At 62.0% G+C, this 21,229-nt stretch carries 20 protein-coding genes; 5 read left to right on the top strand and 15 right to left on the bottom strand.

All coding sequences use genetic code 11. From position 1 onward, the window contains the following. The first annotated feature begins 312 nt into the window (after positions 1 to 312). From BN2476_RS24260 to BN2476_RS24245, 4 genes are all read left to right on the top strand, one after another. Positions 313 to 681, top strand: a complete 369-nt coding sequence (locus BN2476_RS24260) for a YciI family protein (RefSeq protein ID WP_087736712.1) — start codon at positions 313 to 315, stop codon at positions 679 to 681. Continuing rightward, a complete protein-coding gene (locus BN2476_RS24255) occupies positions 678 to 1,946 on the top strand; it encodes an RNA polymerase sigma factor (protein WP_087736711.1) in 1,269 nt (422 codons plus the stop codon). Before BN2476_RS24260 ends, BN2476_RS24255 begins: the two co-directional genes overlap by 4 nt. Positions 1,947 to 2,389: 443 nt before the next feature. After that, complete coding sequence (locus tag BN2476_RS24250) at positions 2,390 to 3,703, top strand: DUF2254 domain-containing protein (RefSeq protein ID WP_087736710.1); 1,314 nt, start codon at positions 2,390 to 2,392, stop codon at positions 3,701 to 3,703. A gap of 18 nt (positions 3,704 to 3,721) precedes the next feature. Further along, entirely contained in the window at positions 3,722 to 4,399 is a 678-nt protein-coding gene (locus BN2476_RS24245) for a carbonic anhydrase (RefSeq protein ID WP_087736709.1), read from the top strand. Between the two features lie 108 nt (positions 4,400 to 4,507). Here the strand turns inward: BN2476_RS24245 and BN2476_RS24240 are convergent, their stop codons facing one another. The 10 genes from BN2476_RS24240 to BN2476_RS24190 form a co-directional block, all read right to left on the bottom strand. Then, positions 4,508 to 5,902 (bottom strand): 3-deoxy-D-arabino-heptulosonate 7-phosphate synthase, encoded by a 1,395-nt coding sequence (locus tag BN2476_RS24240; RefSeq protein WP_087736708.1) that lies wholly within the window; start codon positions 5,900 to 5,902, stop codon positions 4,508 to 4,510. Positions 5,903 to 6,453: 551 nt separating this feature from the next. Continuing rightward, positions 6,454 to 7,263, bottom strand: coding sequence for an IclR family transcriptional regulator (locus BN2476_RS24230; RefSeq protein ID WP_087736779.1), 810 nt, complete (start codon positions 7,261 to 7,263; stop codon positions 6,454 to 6,456). A gap of 85 nt (positions 7,264 to 7,348) precedes the next feature. Then, positions 7,349 to 8,080, bottom strand: a complete 732-nt coding sequence (locus BN2476_RS24225) for an SDR family NAD(P)-dependent oxidoreductase (RefSeq protein ID WP_087736706.1) — start codon at positions 8,078 to 8,080, stop codon at positions 7,349 to 7,351. A gap of 14 nt (positions 8,081 to 8,094) precedes the next feature. Beyond that, complete coding sequence (locus tag BN2476_RS24220; RefSeq protein WP_087736705.1) at positions 8,095 to 9,408, bottom strand: MFS transporter; 1,314 nt, start codon at positions 9,406 to 9,408, stop codon at positions 8,095 to 8,097. A 71-nt stretch (positions 9,409 to 9,479) separates the two neighbouring features. Then, complete coding sequence (locus tag BN2476_RS24215; protein WP_087736704.1) at positions 9,480 to 10,247, bottom strand: SDR family NAD(P)-dependent oxidoreductase; 768 nt, start codon at positions 10,245 to 10,247, stop codon at positions 9,480 to 9,482. Between the two features lie 3 nt (positions 10,248 to 10,250). Beyond that, on the bottom strand, positions 10,251 to 10,778 hold the full coding sequence (locus tag BN2476_RS24210) for a 2,4'-dihydroxyacetophenone dioxygenase family protein (RefSeq protein WP_087736703.1): 528 nt from the start codon (positions 10,776 to 10,778) through the stop codon (positions 10,251 to 10,253). Between the two features lie 180 nt (positions 10,779 to 10,958). After that, complete coding sequence (locus BN2476_RS24205; RefSeq protein ID WP_087736702.1) at positions 10,959 to 12,230, bottom strand: hypothetical protein; 1,272 nt, start codon at positions 12,228 to 12,230, stop codon at positions 10,959 to 10,961. A 766-nt stretch (positions 12,231 to 12,996) separates the two neighbouring features. After that, positions 12,997 to 13,188, bottom strand: a complete 192-nt coding sequence (locus BN2476_RS24200; RefSeq protein ID WP_160111743.1) for a hypothetical protein — start codon at positions 13,186 to 13,188, stop codon at positions 12,997 to 12,999. Positions 13,189 to 13,606: 418 nt separating this feature from the next. After that, the gene (locus BN2476_RS24195; protein WP_087736778.1) at positions 13,607 to 14,572 is read right to left on the bottom strand and encodes a GlxA family transcriptional regulator; all 966 of its coding nucleotides are present in this window, start codon (positions 14,570 to 14,572) and stop codon (positions 13,607 to 13,609) included. A 240-nt stretch (positions 14,573 to 14,812) separates the two neighbouring features. Then, a complete protein-coding gene (locus tag BN2476_RS24190) occupies positions 14,813 to 15,727 on the bottom strand; it encodes a LysR family transcriptional regulator (protein ID WP_328590354.1) in 915 nt (304 codons plus the stop codon). Positions 15,728 to 15,888: 161 nt separating this feature from the next. On the opposite strand from BN2476_RS24190, the gene BN2476_RS24185 reads away from it, so the two are divergent. Beyond that, positions 15,889 to 16,194: a hypothetical protein gene (locus tag BN2476_RS24185; protein WP_143811027.1), complete on the top strand. Its 306-nt coding sequence runs from the start codon at positions 15,889 to 15,891 to the stop codon at positions 16,192 to 16,194. A gap of 290 nt (positions 16,195 to 16,484) precedes the next feature. On the opposite strand, the gene BN2476_RS24180 is transcribed toward BN2476_RS24185, so the two are convergent. From BN2476_RS24180 to BN2476_RS24160, 5 genes are all read right to left on the bottom strand, one after another. Then, positions 16,485 to 16,877 (bottom strand): hypothetical protein, encoded by a 393-nt coding sequence (locus tag BN2476_RS24180; protein WP_087736698.1) that lies wholly within the window; start codon positions 16,875 to 16,877, stop codon positions 16,485 to 16,487. 11 nt (positions 16,878 to 16,888) lie between these two features. After that, positions 16,889 to 17,557 carry an RraA family protein gene (locus BN2476_RS24175; RefSeq protein ID WP_087736697.1) on the bottom strand — a complete coding sequence of 223 codons (669 nt, stop codon included), beginning with the start codon at positions 17,555 to 17,557 and terminating at the stop codon, positions 16,889 to 16,891. Next, on the bottom strand, positions 17,554 to 18,594 hold the full coding sequence (locus BN2476_RS24170; protein ID WP_087736696.1) for an amidohydrolase family protein: 1,041 nt from the start codon (positions 18,592 to 18,594) through the stop codon (positions 17,554 to 17,556). Before BN2476_RS24170 ends, BN2476_RS24175 begins: the two co-directional genes overlap by 4 nt. A gap of 42 nt (positions 18,595 to 18,636) precedes the next feature. Continuing rightward, on the bottom strand, positions 18,637 to 19,962 hold the full coding sequence (locus BN2476_RS24165; protein WP_087736695.1) for an MFS transporter: 1,326 nt from the start codon (positions 19,960 to 19,962) through the stop codon (positions 18,637 to 18,639). 242 nt (positions 19,963 to 20,204) lie between these two features. Beyond that, on the bottom strand, positions 20,205 to 21,113 hold the full coding sequence (locus tag BN2476_RS24160; RefSeq protein WP_087736694.1) for a LysR family transcriptional regulator: 909 nt from the start codon (positions 21,111 to 21,113) through the stop codon (positions 20,205 to 20,207). Positions 21,114 to 21,229: the final 116 nt, after the last annotated feature.

Here is a 21,229-nt window from a genome sequence, read left to right as displayed (position 1 = left end):
AGCGTTCACATGCGCAAAGGCGCGCCCATCAGTTACCTTTATGACTTGGTGGTTCCATTCACGAACCGGTCAACACCTGCTTTTTCCGGCGCATCGCGGCATCGCGGCATCGCGGCGTCCCGGCGGCCGCGCGGGAACGCGGACTCGCGCGAAGTGCCCGCGCGTGCAGTCTTCGCACCGAGGCGGACGCATAAGGTCGGTACGCCGTTCGCGATTTTTTCGGCGCCGCATGTCCGTCGGCGTGCGGCCCGCGCGTCATTGTGATGGCGGCCCGATGTATTCGACCGCTTCAACCCCATGACGGAGGCTCATATGCAATACCTGTTGATGATCTATTCGGAAGAAAACCGCTGGAGCCAGATGACCGATAGCGAGCGGCAGCAAGGCGTCGCCGCGTATCAGGCGTACACCGAGTCTTTGAAAAAAGCGGAGGTGCTCGTGGGCGCCAACCGGCTGCAGCACACGAACACGGCCACCACGGTGCGGCTCGTCGACGGCAAGCCGCAGGTGCTCGATGGACCGTATTCCGATTCGAAGGAGCAGCTCGCCGGCTACTACCTGATCGACGCGCCCAATCTGGACGCGGCGATCTCGTGGGCGTCGCGTTGTCCCGGCGCGGCGCACGGCTTGATGGAAGTGCGCCCGGTCTGGACCGCTCCCTACGATGCGCCATCTGCATGAGTCTGTCCAGTTGCGGCCGCGACGCTGACGGCGCCGCGCGTTCGATTGCCGAGGCGGTCGCTCGCCGCAGTTACGGCAAGCTCGTCGCGCTGCTGGCGATGCGCACGCGCGACGTCGCCGCGGCCGAGGACGCGCTGGCCGAAGCATTTGCGGCCGCGCTCGCGGACTGGCCTGAGCGCGGCTGCCCCGCGAATCCCGAAGCGTGGCTGATGACGGTTGCGCGCCGCCGGGCGATCGACGGCGCGCGTCATCACCGTGTCGGCGGCGAAGTGGTGAACCAGCTCGCGATTCTCGCCGACGAAATCGACGAGCATGAAGCAGGTGCGTTGCCCGACCGGCGGCTTGCGCTGCTTTTCGCGTGCACGCACCCCGCCCTCGAGGCCGCGATTCGCACGCCGCTGATGCTGCAGGTGGTGCTGGGGCTCGAAGCGAAGACGATCGCGTCCGCGTTCCTGATGTCGCCAGCCGCGATGAGCAAGCGCCTCGTACGGGCGAAGCACAAGATCCGCGAAGCGGGCATTCCGTTCAGCGTGCCCGAGCGCGAGGAGTTGCCCGGCCGGCTCGCCGCGGTGCTGGAAGCCGTCTATGCGGCGTATGCGGAAGGATGGACCGATCCCGTCGGCGGCGATACCGGGCGGCGCGATCTTACCGGCGAGGCGCTGTTTCTTGCACAACTGCTCGTCGAGTTACTGCCCGAGGAGCCGGAAACGCTGGGTCTGCTCGCGCTGATGCTGTACGCGCAGGCGCGGTGCGACGCGCGACGCGATGCGGCCGGCGACTATGTGCCGCTGTCGGCACAGGACCCGGCGACATGGAACGCGCCGATGATCGACGCAGCCGACGCATTGCTGCGGCGCGCGAACGCATTCAACGCAATCGGACGCTTTCAGCTCGAGGCCGCGCTGCAGTCGGCACACGTGCATCGTTGCCGGACGCATCGTCCGAATTGGGACGAGGTCGTGCAACTCTACGACGCGCTGCTCGCGATCGCTGCGTCGCCTGTGGTCGCGGTGAACCGCGCGCTCGCGCTGGCGGAACGCGACGGCCCGCAGGCGGCGCTCGACGCGCTCGAGCCGTATGCGGACGATCCGCGGCTGGCCGACTACCAGCCGTACTGGGCCGCGCGCGCCGATCTGCTCGCGCGTGCCGGCGCGACGGCGGAAGCGCTCGGTGCGTACGATTTCGCGATCGGACTCGAACGCGATCCGGCCGTGCGACGGTTCCTGCAGCGCAAGCGCACGGAGCTGTCATCGCTGAGAAGCTAGACGAGCGCGTTGCGTTTGCTGCGTGAGGTTGCAATCCGCGCACTAACCCGGCGCAGTCAACACAAGACGCCCGTTCCCATCGACGCACCCTCCTGGAAGGTCGACGTCCCTGATCTATTGGACCAAAGTCTCATTGACCGTCCCGGAGTTCGCGTGTCTGATTGGCGGGAAGGCTCACGCGTCCGGTCCGCGCCAGCGGAACGCCCCATGACCGGCGGAATCGGTTTATCGAGCAGGTTGAAACCGGCAGCAATCCGGACTCGACCCGCTCGATCAGACAGCACTGGAATGGCGCCGACGCGATCTCAAGACGACACCGAAGGAACTGATCGTGGGGTATGCGCAGTCGCGCGCGCCCGCTCGGGAAGCCTCCTTTGCATGCCACCTGGCGACCCGCGAACACCTTGATCTCCGCCGCTCTATGAATCGTATGGAGAGCAAACATGGACTGGAATCGCTGGTACAGCTTAAAGAGCTACCTGAGAACTTCGCTGTGGACTGTGCCGCTCATCGCAGTCGCGATCTATGCCGTGCTAAAGCCTCTCACTGAAATGGCGGGACGGTCGATGACCAGACAAGGAATCCTCGATCCGAAAACCGGTTTTCTCGGGCTGTCCATGACCGGGGCGCGATCGTTGGTCGGTGACATCGTTTCCGCAGACCTGGCGTTTCTGGTGTTTACGTTCGGTTCACTGCTAGTCGCAATCCAGGTCGCGGGCGGGCAATACACTCCGCGGATCATCGCGACAACGCTGCTGCGCGATAACATCATCCGCAGCATCTCGGGACTGTTCGTTTTCTCACTGCTGTTCGCCAACAGGACGTTGGGCTGGATGGGTGAGAATGAAGTACACCAGCTTCAAGTGTTCATTGCCGCACTATGCGGATTTGCTTCCGTCGTCGCTTTCCTTTTCCTGATCGATTACGCCGCGAAATCCCTGCGTCCCGTAAGCCTCGTGGCGCGCGTTGGGGAGCTAGGGATCGCGGTCATTGAGAGCGTTTATCCCGCCCCGACTACAGGTGCGATTACCCAACCGGAACGTGACAAAGAACGAGGCGTACCTGATCGCATTGTTCGTCAGCGCGGCAGATCTGGCATCGTTCTGGCCGTGAATCTGGAAATGCTGGTGGCCAAGGCGCGGCGCGCTAACGCAGTCATCGAATTCGTGCCGCAAGTCGGTGATTTCGTCGCGGTGGACGACCCCTTGTTTTATCTATACGGGAACGCCGACACGATCAACGACGACAGGCTGCGCACGCTCGTCGCTTTCGGGACGGAACGCACGATGGAGCAGGACCCGATGTTCGCGTTTCGCATCCTGGTCGATATCGCGCTAAAAGCGCTGTCGGCGGCGATCAACGATCCGACCACGGCCGTGCTCGCGATCGACCAGTTGCACCGACTATTGCGCATGGTGGGCAAACGGTCGCTGCACGTCGAGGAGATCATGGATAAGTCGGGACAGGTGCGCGTCATCTTGCGAACGCCCAATTGGGAAGACTTCGTGCACATCAGTTTCCGCGAGATTCGCCAGTGTGGCGTGGGCAGCATTCAAATTGCGCGGCGTCTGCGCGCGGCGATAGAGAACCTCATCCAGAGCCTGCCGGAGCATCGCCATGAGGCACTGCGCGTCGAGTTGACACTGCTCGATCGCGCAATCGCCTCGAAGCATCCATTTCCGGAGGACCTGGCGTTGGCCCGTATCCCCGACTCGCAAGGTCTTGGAGGTTCGGCGGCCTCGACAGCAAACAACTAGTCTTTTCGGAGGCGGGCCATGCGCAAACTCATCATGGGCATCGTCGATTTCCGCGAGAACATGCTGCCGCAATACGCGAAACAGTTCAGCAAACTCGCGCTTGCGCAGACACCCGATGCGCTCTTCATCACGTGCTCGGACAGCCGGGTTGTGCCGGACCTGCTGGCCTCGACCCATCCGGGCGATCTGTTCACGATGCGCAACGTCGGCAACCTCATACCACCCGCGACTGCGGAGGGGACCTCGACGGGTGATCTATCAGAGGCAAGCGCGATCGAGTACGCAGTGCTGGTGTTGAAAGTCGCGAATATTGTCGTGTGCGGGCATTCCGAGTGCGGTGCGATGAAAGCCGTGCAGACACGCAGCGCCAAGCTGAAAGCGCCGAACCTCGATAAGTGGCTGTACCACGCCAACAACGCAGCATTTCGCCTCGAACACGAAGGTCCGCTCGATGGCAGGCTGAAACCGCACGATCAATTGTCGCAACTCAACGTACTCGTGCAACTCGAGCATCTGATGACATACCCGATCGTCCACCACCAGGTCACGGCCGGGGCACTAGTATTGAGCGGCTGGTGGTTCGACATTGCGACGGGCGACATGTATGCCTATGAGCGCACGACCCGCTCATTCGAAGTCATCGACCGCGCGATGGCTGATCGTATGATTGCGCGCCTGGCCGCACGGGCGCGGTGAAGGCGCGTGAAAGGCCAGCACCGCAAACCTTCTGCCGAAGCGACCGCTCGACGTGAATCCCATATCGCTTCATTGAAGGTTGATGTCGTCGACGCCCCCAGCGGGTGATCAACTGCTTACAGCCGTGCCGTTGATCGCGGCCAGCAGATCTTCAGTATGGACCATCAGATCACGCACCTGGCGCAGCATCGGATATTGGTGAAGCACGGCACGCCATCGAGGTGATTCCAGCAACTCATGCCAGACAGGCTCAAGGTCTTGCGGATCTGCATCTCGGCTGTCCGTCAGGGCGCTCGCGAATTCGAGGCTCGCCTGCGCGGACAAAAGTTGCATCCGGCCGGCGGCGCCAAGCAGGCGCGGACTCATTTCCGGGGGCGCATCGCAGCAATAGAGGACCGCTTTGATCAGAGCGGCCTCGTCGGTTGTCAGCGCGCGTAGCGACGCACCGCGCAAGCGCACCATTCCTTGCCGCGTCTCGAATGAATAAGCGGCGTTTTCTTCGGCGTGTGCGAGCAGGCGCAATCCACGCAGGAGCCGCGAGAGGTCGGTCGTTGCGGCATCGACTGAGGCCTTCGCCTCGACGAGCAGGCCAACGTCCCAGACCGTTGCTTCATCGTCCGTGTTTGCACGTCTTAGCAGAACGACATCCCATTCGGTCTTGGCGCGCTCGGGGCTCGCGGGTAATGAAGGCGGCACGCGCATCGAGGTCACGACGCGATATGACGCCCGATCTCCTTCCGCCTCGTTGAGTCGTCGAGCCAGCGCTTCGAGCGCCTGTGCGGCCAATGCTTCGACGGCAGCGCCGCGCTGCTGCGACGCGACGCCTTGCGCGACGGCGTTGGAGCTTCCCGGGCGGGGACCATGCCTATCCCATAGCGATCGGTACTGACGCACGAGATCATCTGACGCGAGCGCATCGAGACGCCGCAAGCGTTCCAACTCGGGACTGTCGAGGAGTCGAGTCAAGTCGCGCTCGACTGACGATTTATTCGCAATCTCCGGCATACCATGCAGAAGTCGCGCGGCATCGTGGAGTTCTGACCAAAATGATAAGGACGCGCACGCATGCAGTTGCGCCAGCGCCTCGCGTTGCGGACCTGGCAAGATACGTTGCTGCTTCGCTGGATGCGCGATCGCATTGACGATCGCATGTATCTGACGGCGATCCTGATCGGCGTGAGCGGACAGCGATGCGTACTCGCGCACCTCCGCCGCCCGGTGCCGAAGTACCATGGCCTGGAAAACAGGGTCTCCGGATTGCGTGCGCATCGCTTCATGAATCAAACGCGCGAGCGCTTCGACGAAAAAGCGCTTCACTGGCGCGGCCGGCAATTCGTCGCACACCACTGCCCTGCGGGCCTGCTCGATCGCGATCGCGAGCGCCGTCGATGGACTGGCGTTTTGTGCCTGATCAGGCGCGTCGGCGAACGCAGGCAAACGATAGCGACGAGCGACGGTGCGCAACACCTGGTCGATCAACGGAGACAATGACAGCAGGGACATGGCGATAGAGACGGTATCTGCCGTCGTAGTGGCGTAGATCATTTGACAACGTCGTAAGCAGATCTGCAGTTGAACCGATAGTAAACGACGTTTCGGCCAATTCTCCACTTTGACACTACATCTGACGACAAAGGACCGTGCCGGACCGACGACCCGCGAGTACGATAGAAAGAATCGACCGACGAGTTTCAGGAGGCGCCATGAAAGCGGTGTGCCCGCTGCACGGGCCAACGACTATCATCCGCACAAACCAGTACGGATTTCCGGTCTATGCTTGCTGCTGCAATGACGTGCCGTATGTCACACCCCCGGATGCGTGCACGAAAGCGCCGACGCAACGCGGGCCCGAGCCGCGGCAGCAGCCCGAACCGGAGAAGACGAAGACAGAGTAACGATCACGCGAAGCCCTTCCTGCACGTATGCTGGTCTGCGGAATGCGGACATACAGCCGCGCGCAAAGCCATACAGGTTATCGGCTGAATGCCGATGTGAGCCACGTCTGTCGACGAGCCGTGTTGGTCCGCACGAGCGGCCAACCGCACAACTCAGTCTCAGCCCGCCGAACGCGGCGCCGGCCCCAGCCTTTTCGCAACGGCCGCGCACGCGGCGCGCAACGGTGCAACGTAGGTTTCGAGCGGCGTCTCGCTGCGCCTGAATAGCGGAATGCTGACGCTGATACATGCAATCGGCAGGCCGTCCGCGCTGCGAATCGCGCATCCGTAGCAGAAGATTTGCGCTTCGTTTTCTTCGCGGTCTTCCGCATAGCCGCGCTCGCGCGTCGCATCCAGTTCGGCGCGCAGCGCTGCGGGCTCGATGATCGTGTTGGGCGTGAAGCGCGTAAGCGTCAGGCCGTCGAGCAATGCATCGCGTGACGTGCGATCCAATGCGGCGAGATACGCCTTGCCGACCGAACTCGAATACAGCGTCACGCGCGTGCCGATCCGCGATGCCATGCGCACCGCGTGCGGGCTCTCCAGCTTTTCGATGCAGACCATCTCGCTGCCGCTGCGCACGGCGAGGTGCACGGTTTCCTGCGTCGCGTCGCGCAACGCCTGCAACGCGTCCGCTGCGGCGACGCGCACATCGGAGCGCTCCCAGCTGCGGCTCGCGAGCATCATCAGTCGCGGCCCCAGTTCGAACGTCCCGCCGCGCAGGCTCTCGACGACGAGCCCTTCCGCGATCAGCGCGCCGACGATCCGATAAACAGTCGGACGCGGATAGCCGCTCGACGCGGCCAGTTGCGGCACACTCGGCGCATCCTTCGCATCGGCGATCAATTGCAGCACCGACATGAACTTCGAAAAGGCAGCCGTGCCCGTGGCGCGCGCTGCTTCGATGGAATCGGTGGCGGGATTGGACATGATCGCTTCGGGAACGGAAAGAGGCGATGCGATTATAGCGAGCCGCCGCGCCGCGCCATTCAGGTATCGACGGGCGGCTGCGGCATCACGCGACCAGGTATCCTCCATCGACGGGCAGCACAGTCCCCGTGATGAACGACGCGCCAGGCGAACAGAGAAACGCGACAGCGGGACCGATATCGTCGGGCGAGCCCCAGCGTCCGAGCGGCGTGCGTTCGAGAATCGCTCGCGAGCGTTCGTCGTTGTCCTGCAGCGCCTGCGTGAGCGGCGTCGCGATCCAGCCGGGCGCCACGGCGTTCACGCGGATGCGATCGGTCGCGTAGGCAATCGCAAGCGACTTGGTCAACTGCGCGACGCCGCCCTTGCTCGCGCTATAGCCGGGCACGAGTCCGCCGCCGAAAAAGCTCAGCATCGAAGCCGTATTGACGATCGCTCCGCCGCGCTCGCGCAACAGCGGCCGCGCCGCTGCGCACGCGCGCATCGTGCCCGTCAGGTTCACGTCGAGCACTTGCGCGAATACGTCGGGGTCGAGTTCGTCGCCGCGACGTATCACGCCCGCGCAATTCACCAGCATGTCGAGCGACGTCAGCGACGCGAACAGCGCATCGACATCGTCCTTCGACGCGACGTCGAGCGACGCGGTCTCGATGCCTTCGGCGGCGAGCGCGTTGCGTTGCGCGTCGGTCGGCGCGAGCGCTGCCGCGATCACGCGCGCGCCGAGCGCGGCCAGATAGCGCGCAATGCCCGCGCCGATGCCCTGCGTGCCGCCTGTGACGACGGCTGTCTTGCCTGCAAACAGATCGTGTTGAAACGTCATGTCGATGTGCGAGTTCAAGATTGTGTCACGCGTGCTTGCGCGGCGGCGCCGTGCTCGCCCTTGTCCTCGATCGGCACGCGCACGACGAACATGTACACGAGCGCCGCTGCGAACGCCACGCCCGCGCTGATCAGGAACGCGTTGACGAACGAGTGCGTCTGGTCGACGACCATGCCCGTGATGAACGGTGCAAACGATCCGCCGAAATAGCCGCCGAAGTTCTGGATGCTGCCAAGCGAGGCCACCAGATGACGCGGCGTCGCGACACTGACGAGCGCCCACGCCGCGCCGCTCGCGAGATTGACGAAGTACATCGCAAGCGACAGATAGACGATCGCGAGCGTCAACGTCGGCGTGTAGGCGGCGGGCACCGTGAACACGGCCGCGCCGATCAGCCCGCAGCAGATCGGCCACTTGCGGCTGCGCATCGGCGCCATGCCGCGCGCCATCAGGCCATCGGCGATAAAGCCGCTCGACAGCATGCCGAGCGTGCCGAAGATGTACGGAATCGACACGACCCAACCCGTCTTCGCAATCGTCAGATGGCGTTCGTGTTCGAGATATGCGGGCAGCCACGTCAGATACAGCCACACCATGTATATGACGCCCATGAAGCCGAAGATCATGCCCCACGTCGTTGATGACGCGAACAACCCGCGCCATTCCGCGAACGTCATCTTGCGTTCGGCGCGCGCGAGCGGTTCTTCCTCCGTCAGATGCCTGACCTCGTTCGGCTCGAGCGTCACGTCGCCGCGATTACGATAGATCAGATACCAGCCGATCGCCACCGCGATGCCGAGCACGCCCATCACGACGAACATCCAGCGCCAGCCGAATGCGAGCAGCAGGACCGTGAGGATGGGAGGCGCGAGCGCGGGTCCGATCGTCGACGAGGTCGTGAAGATGCCTGTCGGCCGGCCGCGTTCGCGCAGCGCGTACCATTCGCTGACGACTTTCGCACCCGCCGGGAATTGCGGCGCCTCGCCGATGCCGAGCGCGATGCGCGCCGCCAGAAACTGCGGCAACGTGTGAACGAGGCCTCCGCACAACTGCGCGCACGACCACACGAACATGCCGAGGCCGAGCATCACGCGCGCGCCGAAGCGGTCCAGCATCGCACCGACGGGAAGCTGCGAAAACGCGTACGCAAACGAGAATGCCGACAACAGCAAGCCCATCTGCGAAGCCGAGAGGCCCAGTTCGGTGCTCACCGAATGATTGGCGATGGACAGCGTGCTGCGATCCAGATAATTGACGATGCCCGCCAACGTCAGGAACGTCAGCGCGATCCATTGAATGCGCCGCAGGCGCGGGGTTTTCGGTTGCATGTGTTGTCTCCTCCGATGCTCTTTTGAGTCTTTGTGGAAGGTTGGATACTGCGGGGCATGACGCCGATGAATCAGTAAGTTGCGCGGCCTCCGGACAGATCGAACACCGCGCCCGTGTTGAACGAGCACGACGACGAACAGAGCCACAGCGCGAGCTCGACGACTTCATCGGGTTCGCCGAGACGCTTCATTGCGCTCTTGTCGATCATCGTCTGCACGTGCGACGGCGACATCTGTTCGAGCAGCGACGTGCGTACCGCCGCGGGCGCAATCGCATTGACGAGCACGCCCGTTTGCGCGAGCTCCTTGCCGAGCGACTTCGTCAACGCGAGCACGCCAGCCTTCGCGGCGCTGTACGCCGACGCGTTCGGTGTGCCTTCCTTGCCAGCAAGCGATGCGACGTTGACGATGCGTGCCTGTCCCTCGCGGCGCAGTACGGGCACCAGTTGACGGCAGACATTGAAGGTGCCGGTCAGATTGACGTCGACGATGCGCGACCATTCCGCGGGATCGTATTGTTCGAGCGGCATCGTCGGCCCCGCATAGCCGGCGTTGTTGACGAGCAGCGCGATGCCGCCGAAACGCTCGAGCGTCGCGTTTGCGGCGCGTTCAACGGAAGCGAGATCGGTGATGTCGACGGCGAAGCGCGCGATGCGCGAATCGCGGGAATTGCTGGCTTCGGCAGACTCCGTGTCGCGAGCCCATACGGCCACCGATGCGCCGCAATCCGCGAGCCGCTGTGCGATCGCAGCGCCGATGCCGCGCGCGCCGCCCGTGACGACGGCCACAGCGCCCGAAAAGTCATACGATGCGCGGCGCAATTCGAAAGGCGCGCTCACCGCTCACCTCACGAACTGATCGACGTAACTCGCGCCAAGCCCGACGCGCTCGTAGTGCGCGCGGCACATGTCGAGCTTCGTGAACACGTCTTCGTAGCCGGTGTGCTTGCCGTACGGATCGCAGTAGTACATCACGCCGTTGACCTGGAAGTACGTGATCATCTCCTCGACGTCCTCCGGCACATACAGCGTATGGGTTTCGCCCGGCGGCTCGAACACATAGCTGCCTTCGGTGGCCACCCAGTCGTGTTCGAGATAGCGCCACCGCCCCTTGAGCACCATGCCGTGCACGGCCTGCGGATGACGATGCCGGCTCAGGACGCCCGACTTGCGCACACGCAGCAGGTTCATCCAGTAGCCGCTCGATACGTTCAGGCACAGTGGCCGGAACCAGACGTTTTCGGCCTGCGGAACCCATAGGCGTTCGTCTTGCGGAATCGCGGACTCGACGACGATCTCGCGCAACGCTTCGGGCGGATTGGGAAGCTGATAGGACGTCATCGCATCGACGCCACTCGGTGGGGCTGTCATCTCGTCTCCTATGTGCAGTTGCGTCCATATTATGGACTTTCACTTCGTATTGTGGACACAATAGTCGAACGATTTGCGGAACGTGTCAAGCGCCTGCTGGGCTCTGCCCCGGCTGATCCGGTGCGTTTCCACTCGCGATGCGAGCGGAAACGGATGACACAGATGCGATGTGCCGGGAGGTCAGTTATCCGCGTTGGCCGACACGAAACTCGTGAATGCGCTGTACGGCGGATTGAGTGTCACTCCATTGGTCATAACGCCAAAGGTGTTGTCTCCGCTATCGAGGAGGTAGTACATCACAGACTGAATGTTGTGCGTCTTGCGCGCCGGATAGAAGTTGCCAAGCGTGCGCGTGATGTAACTCGCTCGATAATCCTGCGGCATCTCCGGGCCGGTGTTCCATTCGGTGATGACAAACGGCACGCCATATCGGGCCTTGCAATACGTAGGCAAGTCGAATCCCGGACCTGCACCGTCAATGCCGATGTTGAAGATGTCGCCGTACACCTCGTAGTTGTGCCACGTCGTGATGTCCCATCGCACCTTCGGATAGCCGCCGGAGCCATCCGGCTGCATGCCGTCCCACAGCGCGTCAGCTGCACCAATATCCGCGACACAGAAGTTGATGCCGCATTTCGCATTGGATTGAACCGCCTTTACGCCGTCGATCATCCCGCGCATTACACCGCGCATGACGGGCCAGTTCAGGTTGTTGAAGTCGATCGCTTTGGTGCCTGCACTGGTGAAGTCGAGGACGGTCGGGACCTGCCGTGTCAATTCGTTCCCGCACTCATAGACCGTGACACCGTATGGCTTGAGTGCATTGGCAACGGTCATCGCAGCTTGCAATCCGCGGTTATATGCGGCGGACTCGCTGGTAAACAGAATGCCATTCGAATCGAAGATGCCCTGATTGATCAGCACGAGCAGCGAAATGCCACTCGGCTGGAATGCTTGTGCCAGTTTGACGACGGCGTTCACTTGTTTCGGATCGTCGGAACATCCCACGCGATAATTCGTGCAGCCCATGCTCTTCAGGATCGAGATGAGCTGTGCGGGCGTGTACGTATAGTCGAAGTGTCCGTTGATGCCGTAAAACGATCCCGGAGGAGCGCCGACGGCGACGCGAGGATCGCTGCACGGCAGCCATTTGTCGAGGTCGGTGTGCACGTAGAACTGTCCGTCCGTGCCGATGTGCCACATCTTTCCGCCGTACCAGAGCAACAGCGACACGTTGTACGTGTTGCCCACAGTACTGCCGTTGCGATAAATGACACCGTTGCTCACCGTCCATTTGGAGCCCATCTTGTCGATGATGGACGAAGCCGAAGGGATCGCCGTCCCGTCAGGCGACGCTCCTGCCGCGATCCCGGAAGTCTGACCATACGCGTTCAGAAGATAAGCACCGCCGAGAGCCGTGAGGCCGCCGAGAAATTGACGTCGTTTAATCATTGTTAATTCTTCCCTATCGAGAAAGTTTCTAGAACAAACACAACCAGGTGATCACTTGAACTGGAAAAGACGGCGCGAGCGAATCCGCATTACGCAGTAGTCCTTACTGGTAACAGCGATTCTTCGCCTGCTCGATGCGGGGAAATGGAGAACTGCGTGATCCGCCTCTACGACATGGAGGCGGTGATGCTAAAGCGCGGATGTCGCCATGCTCACATGGCACACCCTTTCGAACCCGGCAGACCTTTGCGCAGCGGGTTTCGACGATTCTCCGTTTTTATCCTGCCACTACTGCCGTCTATCCTGATGCATTGCGCTGATGCACTACGCAAACATTGGCATTCGCGCACAACCTGTTCTGCAAGTTGTTCGCGCATGCCCGTTCGAACGGGGTAAATAATACGCGCATCGCGGCTCAATTTGCATATGCAAGCAGGTTCATTTGTCTAATTAGCGCGATTCTTTCCATGTTCATTTTTGGAAAGGAAATTCCGCCTTTCTGGTTGATGCGCGCAAAGATCTTGCGCGCGGCTCTGACAACCAATTCGTCCGATAAGGTAATTATTGGACCTCATTCGCCCGCAAGCACGCGGTGCCGTCGATCGACGATCGGCACAATGAACGATAAGGCGCGCCGCGTCTTTATCCGGCAAGACATAATTACCGGTAACACGGCGGTCAAATCCCGCTGAAAATTTAATCGCGCCGAGAATTTTTTTTCGGAATCGACCCTGGCATTAAACGCACTTACGCGCCAAGGACCAGGCTATTTCGGCATGCGACCCTGCAAGTCGAGATAAAGCTGCGCCGCTCCACCGCTCACGCGCTCGAGCGGATGTGCGCTGCAGTAGTTGTCCATCCACACCATCAGCGAGTCGTAGTCGGTGTCGTGCAGAATATCGACGCGGCTTCCCGTCGCGAGCCCGCTCAGATATCCGAGTAGCCAGGACTCGCTCATTGCCTTGTCGGAGCTCGAGTTTTTTCGGGTCATCCACTGGCCGCATGACGGAACGCCCATCGCGGTGGTCGCGTGCGCAGCGCCGGGGCAGTTCACGGCAGATGCGATCACCAGAACGCCTAGCCATCGTCGGAACATATATGTCATTCGTTTCTCACCGGTTTTCAGGTCATTGCTCAAAGGTTCCGGTGATAAGAATGCGAATCGACGTTTCGGTTCCTGCATGCGCAAGCATAAGCGGACGAATTTCTGAACCACGATGAGTTCGACTAGGACCTACTGCTTCAAGCGGCGGGTGGCCCGCTCGTTCCTCTCACGACAAGTTCGATCGGCGGCAGTCTCCGATTCACGCTGGCGTGAACAAAGCGCGATGTTCGACTCTACAGAACGAAGCGAAAGCGTTCGGCGCCATTCACGGCTAGCGCAGCTCGGCGCGCAGTTCGCGCACGCCCCGCCCCAGGCGCTGACGCAGCAGCGTCCGCAGCGTCGCGCCGTCGACATAACCGACTTCGGTGGCGATTGCCTCGAGGTCGAGGCCGCTGCCGTGCAGAAGCGACTGCGCGCGCTCGACGCGCAAGTCCTGAAAGTAGGCAAGCGGCGATTTCCCGAGCACCTCCTGGCAACGGCGCTGCAACGTGCGCGCGCTGGTCGCGAGCGCGGCCGCGGCGTCCTGCAACGAAAAGCCTTCCTTCAGATGATCGCGTGCCCATCGCTCGAAACGCTCGATCAAAGGGTCCGCCAGCGCCAGATGATTTGGAATGATGTACGGCGCCTGTAGCGAGCGGATATCGGCAAGCAGGTAACGCGAGACAAGTGTGGCCAGCTCCGGGCTCGCCTTGCGGATCAGCCAGAGCGCGAGATCGAGGTGACCCATCGCGGCGCCCGCGGTCACGCCGATGTCGGTCGCCACGAGCATGCGCGATTCGTCGAGCGAAACATTCGGATAGCGTTGCCTGAAGAGCGGCGCGAGCGACCACGTCGTCGTCGCCTCCCGATGATCGAGCAGCCCCGCTTCGGCGAGCAGAAACGTCCCGATACACGACGCGGCGATGAACGCGCCTTCGTCGCGCCACTTCAGCAATTGCGCGGTGGCCTGCTTCACATCCGCGCGTTCCAACGCCGGAATCAACAAATCCGGAGTCGTTGCGCCGAGCGCGGGAACGACGACCCAATCCGGCTTCAGCGCCGGCGTGATCGCTTGCACGGGAATCGAGAAGCCGTGCCCCGAGCGCACTCTCTTGCGCACGCCCACGACTGTCACGTCGAAGCGCGGTGCTCCGCCCATCGCGCGTGAAGCGAGCTTGTTCGCGGCTCCGAGCGCGTCGAGCGTCACGGCGAGCCCTGTGTCGAACAGTCCATCTAGAGCGAGTACGGCGATGCGCATGGCGTAAATGACCATAAAGTCGTCATATGCGACGATACAGCTTTTTGCGTCCGAAGGCCAGACTGGACTTCGTCGCGCATCGTCGCTCGCAGCTCCGGTCACAGGTCGCGGGCAACTGGCGGCGTGCTCGTGTACTGCCTTCCGCGCGCCGCGAAATGCGCGGCATCCGGGTTCTCGTTGACAGCAGAACCGCGAGATGCGCATGCACGTACGCTATCGACCCGCTCCGGGCCGAACCATTCAGCCGCGCCTGTTCGCGCCTTTTCGTTGCTTGCCGCCCCGCACAGTGGGCCGAGAACCGATATCGTCGCCATGCTGCGGCTCGTCATAAGCAGTGGCGACTGCGCGCAGGCCGTGCCGGACCCGTTCGATGACGTGCCCCTCCTGTCGTCGCGCGTAGACGGCATACGCCGACCATGAAAACTCCGGCGCGTCTTTGACGAGGCGCAGGCGGCCGTCCGCCAGAAACGGTTGCGCGGTGCCGATACGAAAGTAGCCCGACCCTCCCACCGACAACAGATAAGTAAGCGCCAACGGGCCGAGCGAAATGGAGACGGGCGGATTGCTCAGTTCGGGAAAGGCCGCTTGGTGATTCGCGGCAAAGCTCGGCCCCCAATCGACGAACACATACTGCGCGGGGTTCATCGCGCCGTCCGGTGCGGTCGTCACCATGACCAGCCTTTCCTCGACGAGCAACTCCGAAATCAGATCCGGACGTTGCGGCGGGTTGTAGAGAACGGCAATGTCGAGTGAGCCTTCGTGCACGCGATCGAGCAATCGCATCGGGCTGTCGACCTCCGCCCGCAACGCGATGTCCGGACACGCGCGATGCATCCAGATGAGCCAGTCGGCGAGAAGCGGATGCCACAAGCTGAGTTCACCGCCGAGACTCACGCCCTCCTCCCGTCCGGGCGGCAGCGCCACATGCTGGCGGGCCTGCTCCCACACCTGAACCAGGGTCGTCGCATGCTGGACGAAGCGTTCGCCCGCAGTGGTCAGGCGCGCGCCCGCCTTGTTGCGCACGAAAAGCCGACGCCCAAGCTGTTCCTCCAGCGTCCTGATCCGTGCGCTTACCGCCGTCTGCGTGAGGTGCAGACGCTCGGCGGCCGAAATGAAGCTGCCGCTCGCAGAGACTTCCAGAAAAGTGCGCGCCAAGGTGATGTCCATCGTTTCATAACAAAGTTATTGCACTCATTTGCAATGATAATGCATTTGCCTATTGACAAGGGCAACCGGACAATGCTTATGAAGTCGGTCAAAGCTGAACTGTCCGAACGCGCATGACGCGGGACGGCAATTGCATAAGAGGTGAAATCATGATGGAACTGATCATTGCCGGAGGAACGGCATTGGCATTAGGGGCCTGGGCGACCGTATTGCTGGCGACGCATATTCCCGAACAACTGCTTATCGGTGGACAGGATCACGGGCGATATGCGTACCTCGGTGAAGACGGTGACGTTGTCGACGCAACGTCATCGAACAGCATCGACATCAAACCGTTTCGCCCCGCGTTCGCCGATGCGCGTTCGCGGGCGCGCCACTACGCGAACCCGCTTCGGGAAAGTCGCCGGCGTCGCGCGATCGAGCAGCAGGCGATCCGCGAGACGATCACCGATTGACTGCAAGCGGCATTGGCTGGAAGCATTGGAAAACGCGTCGGTGCTCTTGACGCTCTATCTCCCTGGCAACGACTAGCGCAACAGAAAGTCGTCTACGACGCGCGATATATGATCGAATTGAACTGCTAGCAGTGCACTTCTCATGTAGCGCCTTTCCTGGGAGATCAACGCGTCGAGTGCAGATGACTCAAAGACGTGGAAAGTCGGCGGGAGTTGTGGCGTTGGCAATGCTGCGCGAAGTCAACCGTATTGGGACTGGTCACGACTGCGGCGCAGTGTGACCATGAGGATCAAAGCGGCACGTCGTCAATCAAATGCGATTTCAGCGCGCGGATTCGCCGGTCGACGAAGTACCCTCCGCCTTCTGTATAACGCAGATAGAGCCGGTTGCATTGCGTGCACTGCCATACGCCGCAACGATTATATGGAAAATAGCGCGGAGCGACGGGCGCATCCGCAGACCAGTACTGAACGTTGTCCGGCCGGTATTCGGCGAACGTCGGCTCGGGATCGTCTTCGCGTACGAGCGTTGCGATTTCGACGAGCTGCGCTTCGTCGATGGAAAGCGGTTGCGATTGCCACCCATCCAGCGATGCTCTGGTACATGAGCATGATTCAGCCGCATTCTCTTCGGCGCGCTGCGCGAGTTCGACGAGGGTCGCGGCGTCCACGTACGGTGTCATGGTATGGCGATTCATCCGCGCATCATCCGGTCGAGATGCGGCATCACCCATGACCTGTCGAAGCGTCCCTCGCTGATCGATTGCAGCGCAGCCGCTTCCTTCGCACCTTGCTTGCGCGCGCCTCCGATCACACGTTCGACATCGGAAGGTGCGATGGCCAGCAGGCCATCCTCATCGCCGACGATGATGTCGCCCGGGTTCACCACCATTCTTCCGACCGTCACAGGCACATTGATTTCACCCGGCCCATTCTTGTAGGGCCCACGATGCGTCACGCCTCGCGCATAGACGGGAAAATCGCGCTCACGTAGCGCGCCGACATCGCGTATCGCGCCGTCGATCACGAGCCCCTGCACGCCGAGACTCTCCGCATAGCTCGCCATGATGTCGCCCATCAACGCCTGGGTCAGCTCGCCGCCGCCGTCGATCACGAGCACATCGCCAGGCCTGCAAAAGTCGAACGCACGATGGATCGCGAGGTTGTCGCCCGCACGCGTGCGCACGGTCACGGCCGTGCCTGCCATCGCCTTGGGGCGGTGATACGGCTGAAGGCCCATTATTCCGCTCGCGCGGGCCATGTTGTCGCTGAGCAGCGAAACGGCAAGCTCGCGCAACGCGTCGAGCGTCGCCGCGCTTGCCTGCGGAGCCGATTCAAATTCACGCCAGCCGATCGGATTCAAATTGTCGCCCCTTCCGTAGCCAATTGCTTATCGAGTTGCGCGGTCAGTCGTCCGTACACCGCCCGCGCGTTGTCTTCGTAGATGCGCTGACTGTCCGCATCGCTCAACCATTCGATCGCATCGATGTAGCGCCGCGTGTCGTCGAAGTAGTGCCCGGTCTCAGGATCGATACCCTGAACGGCGCCAATGGTTTCCGACGCGAAAAGAATGTTCTCGACGGGAATCACTTTCGCGAGCAGCTCGGCGCCTGGCTGATGATAGACGCAGGTGTCGAAGAACACGTTCTTCAGCAGATAGTCGTGCAACAGCGGCCGTTTCATGTCCTGCGCGAGTCCGCGATAACGTCCCCAGTGGTAGGGCACGGCGCCGCCGCCATGAGGAATGATGAAGCGCAACGTCGGGAAGTCAGCGAACAGATCGGCCGTGAGCAGTTGCATGAACACCGACGTATCGCCGTTGAGGTAATGCGCGCCCGTCGCATGGAAGTTCGGGTTGCACGACGACGATACGTGAATCATCGCTGGCACATCGAGTTCCACCATCGCTTCGTACAGCGGATACCACGAGCGGTCGGTCAGTGGCGCACCCGACCAGTGACCGCCCGACGGGTCCGGATTCAGATTGCAGCCGATAAACCCCAGTTCCTGCACGCAGCGACGCAGTTCCGCAATGCTGTTCGCGGGCGATACGCCGGGTGCCTGAGGCAACTGGCATACGCCGATGAAATGGCGCGGAAACAGCGTGCAAACGCGATGCACGAGATCGTTGCATTCGCTGGACCAGGCGGCATTCGCTTCGGCGCCGGCGAGGTGATGGCCCATGCCTGCTGCGCGCGGCGAGAAGATCGTGAGGTCCGTGCCGCGCTCACGCTGGATGCGCCGCTGGCCCGTTTCGATGCTTTCGCGGATTTCGTCGTCGGTGATGACGGGACGCGGCGGCACGGGCGCGCCGTCTCGCAGCGCGGCGACCTGCTTCGCGCGCCAGGCTTCGTGCTGTGGCGGCGATGTCGTGTAATGGCCGTGGCAATCGATGATCATGAAGCAAACCCTTTGCGTCTGTGCAATGAATCGAATCGTGATTTAACTGCCGGTGGCGGCATCTCCACTCGCCAGCGCCGACGATGAGTCTTCGTCCGGCGGCGTGACGCGCATGACGAGCGCGATGATCGTCGCGATCACGAGGAACGCCGCGATCGTCAGCAACGCCAGCGAGAAGTTGCCTGTCGCGCGGCGCACCAGTCCGATACTCCATGGCCCGACCAGTCCGCCGAACTGCGCGATGGTGTTGATCAGCGCGATGGTTGCCGCGCCCGCCGCGCCCGTGCGAAATGAGGACGCGAGGCTCCAGAAGAGCGGATTGCCGGCGTAGATAAAGAGTCCCGTGATACAGAGCAGCGCATAAGCCAGCAGCGGATTCGGCGCATACGCACTGCCTGCGATAGCGATCGCGCTGGCTCCATAGACGAACGCGAGGTGCTTCTTGCGGTCGCCCGAGCGGTCCGAGCTGCGGCTGATCAGGAACGTGCCGAGCACACCGAGCAGCGGCGGCGCGGCGGACAGAAACCCGACTTCGATGTTGTTCAGATGACCGAGGCTCTTGACGATCTGCGGCAACCACAGAAAGAGCCCGTAGATGCCGACCAGCGCGCAACCGAACAGACACGCAAGACTCCACACGCGGATATCGCCCGCCACGCGCAGCAGAGAAACATGAGTGTGGCCGCCGAGCGCCTCGCGTTCCGCAGCGAGCGTCGATTCGAGCCGGTGCTTCTCGTCGTCGGAAAGCCACGGTGCATCGGCGGGCCGCTCGGTCATGATGCGCAGCGTCAAGAGGCCCAGCAGCATCGCCGGCACGCCTTCGAGGATGAACATCCATTGCCATCCATGCAGTCCCAGCACGCCATTCGCGTAGGTCATCAGCGTCGTCGAGATCGGGCCGCCGAGCACGGCCGAAAACGAACCTGCAATGATGTAGCCGCCCACGGCACGCGCGCGGTAGCGTTCGGGAAACCACTTGGTCAGATAGACGGCAACGCCCGGCAGGAAGCCCGCTTCCATCACGCCCAGCAGGAAGCGCAACATGTAGAAGCTGGTGTCGTTGAAGACGAATGCCGTCGCGGCCGCGACAGCGCCCCATGTGAGCAGAATGCGCGCAATCCAGCGGCGCGCGCCGACGCGATGAAGCAACAGATTGCTCGGCACTTCGAGCAGCATGTAGCCGACGAAAAAGATACTGCCCGCGAATCCGAACACGGCTGGGCTGAAGCCCATGTCGCTGTTCATGTCGAGAGCCGCGAAACCGATGTTGATGCGGTCGAGGTAGTTGAAGAACATCATCGCGAAGAGCAAGGGCATGAGCCGCCCATACACTTTTCGCATCGTTGCAGCTTCATCGATATGAGTCATGCCGTCTCCTGCCTGTGCGCGACGTGACCGTCGCTGCGCTCTTTTCTACCGGGCCTTTCGAGCTGGCCCCCATCCAACGGCCACGTGTCGTGGCCCTCAGCAGTGTCCCGTTGCGTGCCACGTGCGTATCGTCCGCGACGGATACGCGGTTTGTGCGCGACGGAATCTGCTACGTGATCAATGTTAAGAACGCGAAGGCAGGAAGTCCAAGACGAGATGCTTATGCTTCTATAACCACCAGCTTATAGTGCGCCGTTGCCGTTGCCGTCGGTCGGAGACGGAAGACAGCGCAGAAACGCGAGCAGATGCGGCGACGTATCGTCGGAGCGATAGGTGGCGGCGAGCGTCGAGCGTTGCGATGAACCGGGGCCCGTCAGATGGCGGTACACGACGTCGGTGCGCCCATGCCGCGCAACGGATTCGCCGACGACCGTCACGCCCAGGCCGGCCGCGACGAGCGCTATCGCCGTCTGGATTTCGTAGGCCTGGTGAGCGACGAGAGGCGTCACGCCTGCATCGCGATACAGCGACAACACCGAGCGTTTGTACTGCGCATTCTGATGCTTCGGATAGAGGATCAGTGGCGTGTCCGCCAGTTCCGCGATCCGTACCTTCTTGCGCTTTGCGAGCGGATGATCGAGCGCCATCACGACCACGACCTGCTCGCGCAACAGCACACGAGTCGTATATCCGTCCATCGCGAGCGGCTGCCGTCCGATACCGACATGAATGCGCATGTCGCGCAACGCGTCGCTTTGCTCATCGGTGAGCATTTCATAGAGCTTCAGCTCGACCTGCGGATATTCGCGGTGAAAGGCCTTGAGCGCGGGCGGCAAGATGCTGTACATCGCGGAGCGCGTGAAGCCGATGCTCAGCCACCCGCGCCGGCCCATGCCGACTTCGAGTGTGCCGAGCGTCGCCTGTTCGATCGAGCCGATGATCTGACGCGCCTCCGTGCTCAAGTATTGCCCCGCTTCCGTGAGACGCAGCGGCCTGCGCGTGCGGTCGATCAGTTGCGTGCCGAGCCGCTCTTCCAATGCGCGAATCTGCTGGCTCAGCGCGGGTTGCGCAATATGCAGACGTTCGGCCGCACGGCTGAAATTGAGCTCCTCAGCGAGCGTCACGAAACATTGAAGCGCTCTAAGATTCATCGTGTTCGGTCGATGCTTCCAAATCGTTGGGCATCGACATGATGACATGGTTCGCACATCGCATGCCGTTTGTCCGTCACGTCGGCTTCAATCGTCCAATTGCCGGATAATCGAAT

The sequence above is a fragment of the Paraburkholderia piptadeniae genome, assembly GCF_900007165.1.
GTDB lineage: Bacteria > Pseudomonadota > Gammaproteobacteria > Burkholderiales > Burkholderiaceae > Paraburkholderia > Paraburkholderia piptadeniae.
The sequence above is the reverse complement of the archived record's forward strand: the minus strand, read 5'-3'. Positions and strand labels throughout refer to the sequence as shown.